Raw genomic sequence first — 10796 nt, forward strand, 5'->3', positions numbered from 1 at the left:
AGGTCGCTGAGCAAGGCTGTGGCGGTCACGCCCGGTTCATGCCGCCGCGGCCCGCACGTGCGGGCCCACGTACCGCGCGGACGGCCGGATGATCTTCGGGTCCCGTGCCTGCTCGAGGATGTGCGCCGTCCATCCGATGGTGCGGCCGACGGCGAACGTCGGCGTGAACATCGATCGGGGAAGACCGCACCGCTCCATCACGAGCGCCGCCCAGAACTCGACGTTCGCGTGCAGATCGCGCCCGGGCTTCGCCTCCGCGAGCAGCCGTTCTGCCGTCTCCTGAAACCGCACCGCCAGCTCGACCCGCTCACCGCCGGTGCGCAGCGCGACCGTCTTCATCAGCTCGGCGCGCGGATCCACGGTGCGATACACGGCGTGGCCGAACCCCATCAACCGGCGGCCCGTGGCCAGCTCGCCGCGGATCCACGGTTCGATGCGGTCCGCCGTTCCGACGGCCTCGAGCCCGTCGAGCGCGCGGGACGGCGCGCCGCCGTGCAACGGACCGGTCAGGGCCCCGAGCGCCCCGACGAGGCAGGCCGCGGCATCCGCCCCCGTCGAGGCGATCACCCGCGCGGTGAACGTCGAGGCGTTGAAGCCGTGGTCCATGACGGCGATGAGATAGGCGGTGAGCGCACGCTCCGTCGCACCGTCGGGGACGACGCCGGTCACCTGATGCAGGTAGTTCGCCACAACCCCCCGCCCACCGAGGGCCGGCAGAACCTCCTCTCCGTGGGCCCGGCGCCACAGCGCGCCGATGATGACCGGCGTCCACGCAGCGAGCGAGATCGCATCATCGAGGCGCTGGTCCTCGTCGAGGTCGTAGAGCGGACGGATGCCGCGCCGCGCGCCGAGCAGCGGCCAGGCCGCCGCGAGCCCGGCGAGCACGTCCGGTGTCGCCGACGACACGGCGGCGACGACGGCTTCGAGGTCATCGCGTCGTTCCAGAGCGGCGGCCACGCGGCCGGCGAACGCCCCCCGCGAGGCATCCGTAGCCGGGTCGCCGGTCACCAGCAGCTGCCACGCCTCCTCAAACGTCGCCGATGCGGCGAGCTCGACCGCGGAGCGATCGCGGTACTGGTAGAAGCCCTCGTCGCCGCGGACGTCGCTGACCGCCGTCTCTGCGACGATGACGCCCGCGAGACCCCGCGGCACGTCGATCGGGCTGTGTCCTGTCTTCGCGCTCATTTCGGCTCCTTGTCGTTGAGGGAACCGTCGACACGGCCCCGCCGCGGCGATGCCGCTACAGTCAGTGTCGGAACTTGATCATGCGTACGTCAATCTTGATCGGATCAATATCATGAGCGATCTGCCGCGCCTCACCGCCGCCGAGACGGCCGCGCGACTCGGGGTCAAGCCCGAGTCGCTGTACGCGTACGTGTCGCGAGGGCTGCTCTCGCGCGAACGCGACGCCGCGGGCTCGTCCTTCGATCCGCTCGAGGTCGAGGCGTTCGCCCGACGGCGCCGTCGGGCGACGAGCCCCACGCCGGGAACGACCGTGCGCGACTCGAGGGCAGCGGGCACGCCGCTCATGGTGCTGGACACGAGCCTCGCCCACATCGACGAAGACGACGAGCTGCGCTACCGCGGGCGCTCCGCGGCGCGACTGGCGCGCGAGCAGACGTTCGAGCAGGTGGTGACGTGGCTCTGGGGCATTCGGTCACTTCGGGGACCGTCGAGCGAAGACCTCACGGTGGCGCGCCGCACGATCGCGGCGCTCGGTGGGACCGCCTCCGCACTGGATCGCGTGCTGATCGCCGTCGCGGCGCTCGGCGCCACCGACCCGCTTCGCGACGACCCCGACCGGTCGCAGCTGGTCCGCGTCGGCGCCCGCCTGCTCACCGGCGTTCCCGCAGCGCTCGCGCCAGAGGGCGCTCCGGCGGCGATCGCCCCCACACTCTGGCGCGCGCTCGGCGGCTCGGCTCGTCCCGAAGGCATCCGCATCCTGGACGCCGCGCTCGTGCTCGTGATCGACCACGACCTCGCCGTCTCGACGCTCGCCGCGCGGGTGGCGGCCTCGGCACGCGCATCGGGCTACGCGGTGGTCACCGCCGCGCTGGGCGCATTCGACGCACCTCTGCACGGCACGGCGAGCCGTGCCGCCGTCCGCATGCTGCGGGCAGTGCATGACGGCGAGCCGGCGTCCACGGCGATCGCCCGCGCGGTGCGCGACGGCGGGCGCGGCATCCCGGGCTTCGGACAGGCTCTGTATGCCGGCGGCGACATGCGCGCGATCGTGCTGCTCGATCTGCTGCGCGAGATGCCGCAGAGCGCGGACGTGCTGGCGGCGGTGGAGGCGGTGGCCGATGAGGTCGCGCGCCGGGCCGAAGCGCGGCCCAACCTCGACCTCGCGCTCGCGGCGCTCACGCTCTGGGCGGAGTTGCCCGACGACGCGGGCGCCGTCATCTTCGCGACCGGCCGCATCGCCGGATGGATCACGCATGCGCTCGACGAGTACGACGAGCGCCCCATGCGGCTGCGGCCCCGCGGCCGCTACGTCGGTCCCGGCCCCGAGTGAGGCCGGCGCATCCAGGCGACGATCTGCGGGGCGAGCCCAGCGGCGATCTCCGCCGGCGGACGCTTGCGGCCCTTCACCTCGAAGGAGTGCCCGCCGCCGTCGATCCACATGATCTCGGCCTCCTGGCACGAGGCGACCGCCGCCTCGAGCTGGTCATGGGGATCGATGAAGGGATCGTTGGTGCCCTCGACGAAGAGCTGCGGCTGCGGCACATCGGGCAGGTGCGCCGTGCGGGCCCTGTCCGGGCTTCCCGGCGGGTGCAGCGGGTAGCCGAGATAGACCAGGCCCGATGGGTCGATCACGCCCTCCGCCGCCGCCATCGACGCCATGCGCCCGCCGTACGACTTGCCCAGCGCGAAGACCGGGGCGTCAGCAGCCCTCGCGACCATCTCGGCGTGGACCGCCGCCCACGTCGCGACCGCGTGCGCCGCGGGTCCCGGCATCCGTCTTCCGGCTTCGACGTACGGGAAGTTGAAGCGCAGGGTCGCGACGCCCTCGCGTGCGAGGGCGTCGGCGAAACCGGTGAGGAACGGATGCCGGTACCCGGCGCCCGCGCCGTGCGCCAGGGCGGCGAAGGCCCACGGCGACGCCGGTGCCACGAGGTCGGCTGAGACGTCGGCGCTCCCGTTGGGCAGCGCCACGGCGATCCGCGAGGAATCGCCGGCGGCGATCATGCGCGGTCGCCGTCCTCGCCGCGCGGCTCGTTTGACGCGTCGGCGCGATCGGCCCCGGTATCCGCCGGGGCGGGATCCGGTGCGGTGGCCGGGAGAGGATCCGTGGTGTCAGCCCGGCCGGGGTCCGTCGGCGCGGCTTCGGCCGCGGCATCCGTGGTCGGCGCGACCCGCTCGCCGTACTTCGGCGGCTCCGGCGGGGATGGCTGGGCGGGTGCAGCGGGCGTCGCAGGGCCGGCAGGTGCCGGCGACGCGGCGCGCGCGGCCGCGGGAGCGGACGCAGCGGGGGCCGTCGGCGCCTGGGGGCCGAGCACCTGACGCGCGCGATACATGCTCTTGTCGGTCACGGTGATCTCGTAGTGGTCGGCGACGACCTGCATGACCGACGCGTAGTCGCGCCGACGACGGACGAACGAATACGTGACGATGCTGAGCAGCATGCCGATGGCGATGCCCACGAACAGCACGCCGACGAACGCCTGGATGGGTACCGACGGGGACCCGATCACGAGGATCGCGGAGAAGAGCAGTCCGAGGAGGAGCCCGTTGACGGCACCCGAGCGCGCGGCCGACGCGTAGCCGAGGCGTCCCGTGATCCGCTCGATCGATCGGAGCCCCTGGCCGACGATCGCGATGTCGCGCGCCGGGATGTCGGCTGCGATGAGCGACGACACCGCCTTCTGCGCCGCCTCGTACGTCGGGAAGCTCGCCACGGCCTGACCGACCGCGTCGGATCCCTGCGCGGAGCGCCCTCCCATCATGGTCATCTCCCCATCCTCCCATGGCACGCGGACTACGCTGGGACGTGTGAGCACGCAGAGGGTTTTCGTCGCGCGCCTGTCCGGGTGCTCGGTCTTCGACCCCGCCGGCGACCGTCTCGGCAAGGTCCGCGACGTCGTCGTCATCTACCGAAAAGACGATCCGCCCCGCGTGATCGGGCTCGTGGTCGAGATCCCCGGGCGCCGCCACGTCTTCGTGTCGATCGGCCGCGTCACCTCCATCGCCACCGGCCAGGTCATCACCACCGGCCTCATCAACGTGCGGCGCTTCCAGCAGCGCGGCGGCGAGGTGCGGGTCATGGCAGAGATGCTCGGCCGCAAGGTGTTCTTCGCCGACGGCTCCGGCACCGCGGTGATCGAGGACGTCGCGATCGAGCGCAACCGGCTCGGCGAGTGGGATGTCGGCCAGCTCTTCCTGCGCAAGCCCAAGACGAGCGCGTCCCCCTTCGCCAAGGGTCCGACGACGTTCGCGACCTGGGATGCCGTGCGCGAGAGCCAGGTGCCCGGCGAGGCGCAGTCAGCCGAGCAGCTCGTCGCGACATACTCGGAGCTGCGGCCCGCCGATCTCGCCAATACGTTGCTCGACCTTCCGGAAGACCGACTTCTCGAGGTCGTGGACGAGCTCCCCGACGACCGGCTCGCCGACGCCCTCGAAGAGATGCCCGAGGGCGACCAGGTGCACATCCTGGAGGCTCTCGACGACGAGCGCGCCGCCGACATCCTCGACGCCATGGAGCCGGACGACGCGGCCGACCTCCTGGGTCAGCTGCCGGAGGACCAGCGCGAGGAGTTCCTCGACCTCATGGAGCCCGAGGAGGCCGAGGACGTCCGCGCCCTGCTGAAATACGGCCCCGACACGGCGGGCGGTCTCATGACCAGCGAGCCCATCGTGCTGTCCGCCGACGCCACGATCGCCGAGGCGCTCGCGCTCATCCGCCGCCACGAGCTGCACCCTGCACTCGCCGCCGCGGTGTTCGTGACCCTCCCCCCGTACGAGACGCCGACCGGCAGGCTGCTCGGCACGGTGCACTTCCAGCGGATGCTGCGCTACCCGCCGCACGAGCGCCTCGGCGCCATCATCGACGACACGCTCGATCCCATGCCCGCGACCGCATCCGCCGCCGAAGTGGCGCGCCTGCTCGCGTCGTACAACCTGGTGTCTCTGCCCGTCGTGGACCCCGCACACCGGCTGGTCGGGGCGGTCAGCGTCGACGACGTGCTGGACTACCTGCTGCCCGAGGACTGGCGATCCCATGACGCCGAGGACGACGAACGGCGTCCGGCGTCCGAAGCCGTTCCGACGACGACCGCGAGCACGCTGACCTTCGGCACCGGCAAGGGCGGCGGGAGGAGGCGCTGATGGCACGCACCAATCGCCACCCCTCGCTCGACGCGCCCCGCGGACGCTCGGGCATGCTGCAGCGCAGCCCTCAGCCGTCCAGCGACAGGTTCGGGCGCTTCTCCGAGGCGTTCGCCCGCGCGATGGGAACCTCGGGCTTCCTCATCGGCATGACGATCTTCGTCGCGGTGTGGTTGGCATGGAACATCTTCATGCCGCCTGCGCTCCAGTTCGACCCGTCCGCGACGAACTTCACCCTGCTGACGCTGATCCTGTCGCTGCAGGCCTCGTATGCCGCGCCCCTCATCCTGTTGGCGCAGAATCGGCAGGACGACCGCGACCGGGTGCAGATCGAGCAGGACCGCCAGCGCGCCGAGCGCAATCTCGCCGACACCGAGTACCTCGCCCGCGAGGTGGTCGCACTGCGCATGGCGGTCAACGACTTCGCCGACCAGGTCGTGACGCGCGAGGTGCTCCGCACCGAGCTGCGAGCCCTCCTCGAGAAGCTCGACAACAGCCCCGAGGTCGACGAGGGCGCCACGCGATGACCACGGCACACGCGGACGCCGTCCGCACCGCCGTCGGTGCTGTGCCCGACCCGGAGCTGCGCCGTCCGATCGGCGAGCTCGACATGGTCCGTGAGATCTCCGTCCACGATGGCGTCGCGCACGTCGCGATCGCCCTGACCATCGTCGGGTGCCCGGCGGCGGACCGCATCGCGTCCGATGTGCGCGGGGCTGCGGCATCCGTCCCGGGAATCACGGATGTCGCTCTCGAAGTCGGCGTCATGACTCCGGCCGAGCGGCATGCCCTCACCGAACGCCTGCGGGGCGGCCGCACGCGCGAGATGCCCTTCGGCCCCGGCACGCTCACGCGCGTGATCGCGGTCACCAGCGGCAAGGGCGGCGTGGGGAAGTCCACCGTGACAGCGAACCTCGCCGCCGCGCTCGCCGCCCGGGGCCTTGCGGTCGGACTCGTCGACGCCGACGTGCACGGCTTCTCCATCCCGGGCCAGCTGGGCCTCGTCGGACCCGACGGCGCCGTGCCGCAGCCGACGCGGGTCGACGACCTCATGCTGCCGCCCGTCGCCCACGGGGTGAAGGTCATCTCGATCGGGATGTTCCTGCGCCGCCGCGACGGCGAAGAAGCCGTGGGTGCCGTCGCCTGGCGCGGCCCCATGCTGCACCGCACCGTGCTGCAGTTCCTGACCGACGTCTACTTCGGCGACCTCGACGTCCTGCTGCTCGACATGCCGCCGGGAACCGGCGACGTCGCGATCTCGGTCGGACAGCTGCTGCCGAACGCCGAGGTGCTCGTCGTGACGACGCCGCAGGCCGCAGCGTCCGACGTCGCCGTGCGCAGCGGCCTGGTGGCTCGTCAGACGGGGCAGCGTGTGATCGGCGTGATCGAGAACATGTCGGCCATGACCCTGCCGGACGGCACGACCATCGACCTCTTCGGCACCGGTGGCGGCTCCGCCGTCGCCGCGGCGCTGTCGCAGCCTGATGCCGAGGTGCCGCTGCTGGCATCGGTGCCGCTCAGCCCGACGCTGCGGACGGACGCGGATGCCGGCATCCCGGCCGTCATCGCGCATCCCGACGATCCCGCGGCGCAGGTGATCGCCGGCGTGGCCGCGGAGCTCGCGCGGACGCCACGCGGCCTGTCGGGACGCGCGCTCCCGTTCCGCCCGCAGTGACGCAGGATCGGCGTCAGGTCGCCTCGCTGTCATAGGGGGTCGGGCCGTCTGCCGGGCCACGGAAGGGCGAGCGCACCGGCGCGGTCGGCGGCGTCGGTGCGGTGGTGTCTGCCGTGGTCTTCGCTGAGCCGGCGACGCTCGCCACGGGTGCGTCGTCGAGCAGCGCCTCGCGGATGATTCGCCGCGGGTCGTACTGGCGCGGATCGAGGGTGCGCCAGTCGACGTCGTCGAAGTCCTCACCCATCTCGTCACGCACCCGGGTGCGCGCCGTCGACACCCACTCACGAGCCCGCTTCGTCAGTCCCGCGAGGGACTCCGCATACCGCGGCAGACGCTCGGGCCCGAGGATGAGTGCCGCGACGAGTCCGATCAGCAGAAGCTTCTCGATCGTGAGGCCGAAGATCATGCCTTCAGATTACCGCCGTGCCTGAGCGTTCAGTGCCGCGTGGCCCCGTAGGCTGGCACGCGGGAGGATGCCGATGGGAGAGCAGAGCGCGAACCAGCGGTTCGTCGACGAGGCGACGAGCGAGCCGGAGCACATCGCGCGTGCGCGTGCGCACGCGCTCGAACTCGGCGCCGCACCGATCAGCCCGGCGGTGGGCGCCCAGTGCGCGGTGATCGCGGCGGCATCCCAGGCGCTCAACATCGTCGAGATCGGCACAGGCGCCGGCGTGTCCGGCCTCTGGCTGCTTCACGGCTCGCCGCGCGCGACCCTGACGACGATCGACAAGGAGCCGGAGCACCTCGGCGCCGCACGTCAGGCATTCGCCGAAGCCCGCATCCCTCCGGCCCGTGCCCGCTTCATCACCGGGCGCGCCGCAGAAGTGCTGCCGCGCATGAACGAGGCCTCCTACGACATCGTGCTGGTGGATGCCGACCCCGACGGTGTCATCGAATACGTCGAGCACGGCCTTCGCCTGGTGCGCGCCGGTGGCACCGTGCTCGTCCCGCGCGTGCTCGCGGGCGGAGGTGTGGCCGACCCGGTCCGCCGCGACCCGGTGACCACCGCGTACCGCTCGCTCATCCAGGAGACCCAGGCGTCATCGGCCGTCATCGGCGCGCTGTCGATTACGGGTGAGGGGCTGCTGCAGCTCACCACCGTCGCTCAGCCCTGAAACTTCCGCCAAAAGCGCGAATGGCCGGTCCCGTCGGACCGGCCATTCGCGTAACGTGCGTCTACGCGGCGTTGACGACGCCGCTCAGGACGTCGTAGAGCTCCTTGGCCTCAGCATCGTTCACCGAGACGACCAGACGACCGCCTCCCTCGAGCGGCACGCGCACGATGATGAGTCGACCCTCCTTCACGGCCTCCATCGGCCCGTCTCCGGTTCTCGGCTTCATGGCTGCCATTGCGGCTCCTTTTCATCGATGGTCTGCAGGTCAAGTTTATCGTGAGGGCAACCGCCCCGGGCACGCCTGGGGAAAGCGGCATCCGCTGACGCGTCATTTCCGTTCATGCGGGTCAGGGCACCTGCCAGGTGCTGTTGCCCAGCGCGTACATGTTGTAGATCCACCACCACTGGCCGGCGAGGCACGCGATGAGCACGCCGACCCGCCACACGGGCGAACGCGGCACGGCGAACGCCCCCCACAGCGGGGACAGCGGCACGAGCAGACGGAAGATGCTCGACTGCGGGAAGAACACCAGCAGCAGATACAGCAGGTAGCTCGCGCTCCAGAGGCGGATCTCGATGCCCAGCCTGCGAACCGCCGGGAGGAACGCCAGCGCCGCGCCGATCAGCAGGACCCCCGCCCCGACCAACGCGTAGCCGAGGGCCAGCGGAAGATGCCACATCGTCTCGAACCAGAACGACACCCCGGCGAGGAACGGTTCGAACGGCGCGAAGGTCGGATCGCCGGGCACCCAGTTGCGCCGCCAGGCGAGTTCGGTCGCGAGGTACGCTCCCGGTTCCCCGGTCACCCAGCCGGAGATGACCTGCCAGGCGAACCCGGCGACGGCAGCCAGCAGGCCGAGCGCGATGATGTGGGCGATCTCCGGCGCACGGAGCGGTTCGCGCACCCGGTGGAACCACCTCCAGATGCCGAAGAGTCCCAGGAACAGCGCGAAGGCCAGCACGCCGGGACGCGTGAACGCCATCAGCGGGATGAGCAGGTACAACCAGACGTAGCGTCGCCGCGTCACGCACCACAGCGCGCAGAACAGCCAGAAGAGGTTTAGCGCCTCGGCGTACCCCACCTGGAACAGGGCGGCGAGCGGGCCGCTGGCGAAGAAGGCCACCGCCCACAGGGTCGCCGATTCATCCAGGCGCAGGCGGAGCAGGTGATAGAGAGCGACGGATGCCCCGTACCCGGCGACGAGCGACACGATCAGCGCACCGGTGCCCCATTGACCGCCGAACGGCACGGAGACGCCCTGCGCGAGATACGGATACAGCGGCAGGAAGGCCCAGGCGTTCTCCGCGACCTGCCCGGCGTCGGTCAGCGGCAGCGAGGTGGGGTACCCCGAGAAAGCCACCAGCCAGTACCACGCACCATCCCAGGCGACGACGGTGTCCGCGAGGCCGGCATCCGCCCCCATCCGGCTCTGAAAGCCCGACAGCTCTGCGGCCAGGGAGAGGAACAGCGTGGTGACCAGCCGCGCAGCCAGGTAGATCGCGGCGACGCGGAGCGCGACGCGACCGTGCGAGGACTGCGGCACGGGGGCGGTCGTCAGCTGGTCGCCAGCCACGCGCGCAGTCCCTGCTCGACCGCCACGATCTGAGACAGCGGCACGCGCTCCTCGTCGTGGTGGGCGAGGTGAGGGTCTCCGGGCCCGTAGTTGACCGCAGGCACGCCCAGGGCGCTGAAGCGGGCGACGTCCGTCCACCCGTACTTGGGACGCGGCGACGCGCCCACAGCCGCGAGGAACTCCTGGGCCAGTGGAGCGTTGAGGCCCGGGCGGGCACCCGCCGCCGCGTCGACGATGTCGACCTCGAAGCCCGAGAAGACCTCCTTGACGTGACCCGCCGCCTCGGCGACGTCCCGGCTCGGAGCGAAGCGGTAGTTGACCTCGACCTCGCAGAGGTCGGGGATCACGTTGCCGGCCACGCCTCCGCGGATGCGCACGGCGTTGAGGCCCTCCCGGTAGACCAGTCCTTCGACCTCGACGTCACGCGGCTCGTACTCCGCGAGCCGGCCGAGGATCGGCGCTGCCCGGTGGATCGCGTTGTCGCCGATCCAGGCCCGCGCGCTATGGGCACGCACGCCGTGCGTGCGGACGATCGCGCGCAGGTTGCCGTTGCAGCCACCCTCGACCTCTCCGTTGGACGGCTCTCCGAGGATCGCGAAGTCGCCGGCGAACAGATCGGGCCGCGTCCGCGCCAGGCGCGTGAGTCCGTTGAGGTCGGCGTCGACCTCCTCGTGGTCATACCACATCCAGGTGATGTCGACTCTGGGAGCGATGAGCTCGGCCGCCAGCTTCAGCTGCACGGCGACGCCGGCCTTCATGTCCACGGTGCCCCGGCCCCAGATGAAGGGCTCGCCCTCGACGTCGATGTCCCTCGTCGGGATGTTGGCATTGATCGGGACGGTGTCGATGTGGCCGGCGATCACAACGCGCTGAGCACGGCCGAGGTTGGTGCGGGCGACGATCGTGTCGCCGTCACGGTAGACCTCGAGGTGGGCCAACGCCGAGATCTCATCGAAGATGGCATCGGCCAGGAGCTTCTCGTCGCCCGACTCACTCGGAATGTCGCAGATGATGCGAGTCAGTTCGGCAGAGGACAGCGACAGATCGAGCGCAGGCATCCCCCGAGTCTACCGAGGCGAAATGCCGCCGTTAACGCGTAATGGCCAC

12 protein-coding genes are annotated in these 10796 nt (G+C 71.2%); 5 read left to right on the top strand and 7 right to left on the bottom strand.

What is annotated here, in order from left to right:
- Positions 1–36: 36 nt before the first annotated feature.
- A complete protein-coding gene (locus B1729_RS19310; protein ID WP_163620828.1) occupies positions 37–1185 on the bottom strand; it encodes a citrate/2-methylcitrate synthase in 1149 nt (382 codons plus the stop codon).
- A gap of 112 nt (positions 1186–1297) precedes the next feature.
- Here B1729_RS19310 and B1729_RS19315 point away from each other — a divergent pair, with 112 nt between their 5' ends.
- Positions 1298–2515 (top strand): citrate/2-methylcitrate synthase, encoded by a 1218-nt coding sequence (locus tag B1729_RS19315; RefSeq protein ID WP_163620829.1) that lies wholly within the window; start codon positions 1298–1300, stop codon positions 2513–2515.
- On the opposite strand, the gene B1729_RS19320 is transcribed toward B1729_RS19315, so the two are convergent.
- Together B1729_RS19320 and B1729_RS19325 are read right to left on the bottom strand one after the other, a co-directional pair.
- Entirely contained in the window at positions 2491–3189 is a 699-nt protein-coding gene (locus B1729_RS19320) for an alpha/beta family hydrolase (protein ID WP_163620830.1), read from the bottom strand. The genes B1729_RS19315 and B1729_RS19320 overlap by 25 nt on opposite strands.
- Positions 3186–3953 carry a general stress protein gene (locus B1729_RS19325; protein WP_239539723.1) on the bottom strand — a complete coding sequence of 256 codons (768 nt, stop codon included), beginning with the start codon at positions 3951–3953 and terminating at the stop codon, positions 3186–3188. The genes B1729_RS19320 and B1729_RS19325 overlap by 4 nt, the downstream gene beginning before the upstream one ends.
- Positions 3954–3993: 40 nt before the next feature.
- Between B1729_RS19325 and B1729_RS19330 the strand changes: the two genes are divergently transcribed.
- The 3 genes from B1729_RS19330 to B1729_RS19340 are packed head-to-tail and all read left to right on the top strand — an operon-like array spanning position 3994 to position 7000.
- Complete coding sequence (locus tag B1729_RS19330) at positions 3994–5325, top strand: CBS domain-containing protein (RefSeq protein ID WP_163620831.1); 1332 nt, start codon at positions 3994–3996, stop codon at positions 5323–5325.
- Entirely contained in the window at positions 5325–5852 is a 528-nt protein-coding gene (locus tag B1729_RS19335; RefSeq protein WP_163620832.1) for a DUF1003 domain-containing protein, read from the top strand. Before B1729_RS19330 ends, B1729_RS19335 begins: the two co-directional genes overlap by 1 nt.
- Positions 5849–7000, top strand: a complete 1152-nt coding sequence (locus B1729_RS19340) for an Mrp/NBP35 family ATP-binding protein (RefSeq protein ID WP_163620833.1) — start codon at positions 5849–5851, stop codon at positions 6998–7000. The genes B1729_RS19335 and B1729_RS19340 overlap by 4 nt, the downstream gene beginning before the upstream one ends.
- A 13-nt stretch (positions 7001–7013) precedes the next feature.
- Here the strand turns inward: B1729_RS19340 and B1729_RS19345 are convergent, their stop codons facing one another.
- The gene (locus B1729_RS19345) at positions 7014–7406 is read right to left on the bottom strand and encodes a Sec-independent protein translocase TatB (protein ID WP_163620834.1); all 393 of its coding nucleotides are present in this window, start codon (positions 7404–7406) and stop codon (positions 7014–7016) included.
- Between the two features lie 73 nt (positions 7407–7479).
- On the opposite strand from B1729_RS19345, the gene B1729_RS19350 reads away from it, so the two are divergent.
- Entirely contained in the window at positions 7480–8115 is a 636-nt protein-coding gene (locus B1729_RS19350; protein WP_163620835.1) for a class I SAM-dependent methyltransferase, read from the top strand.
- A gap of 61 nt (positions 8116–8176) precedes the next feature.
- Here B1729_RS19350 and B1729_RS19355 read toward each other — a convergent pair whose 3' ends face one another.
- From B1729_RS19355 to dapE, 3 genes are all read right to left on the bottom strand, one after another.
- Complete coding sequence (locus B1729_RS19355) at positions 8177–8350, bottom strand: DUF3117 domain-containing protein (RefSeq protein WP_163620836.1); 174 nt, start codon at positions 8348–8350, stop codon at positions 8177–8179.
- Positions 8351–8462: 112 nt separating this feature from the next.
- The gene (locus B1729_RS19360) at positions 8463–9689 is read right to left on the bottom strand and encodes a hypothetical protein (RefSeq protein ID WP_163634441.1); all 1227 of its coding nucleotides are present in this window, start codon (positions 9687–9689) and stop codon (positions 8463–8465) included.
- Positions 9671–10747: a succinyl-diaminopimelate desuccinylase gene (gene dapE / locus B1729_RS19365; RefSeq protein ID WP_163620838.1), complete on the bottom strand. Its 1077-nt coding sequence runs from the start codon at positions 10745–10747 to the stop codon at positions 9671–9673. Before dapE ends, B1729_RS19360 begins: the two co-directional genes overlap by 19 nt.
- Positions 10748–10796: the final 49 nt, after the last annotated feature.

The organism is Microbacterium sp. B35-04 (assembly GCF_010634885.1).
GTDB lineage: Bacteria > Actinomycetota > Actinomycetes > Actinomycetales > Microbacteriaceae > Microbacterium.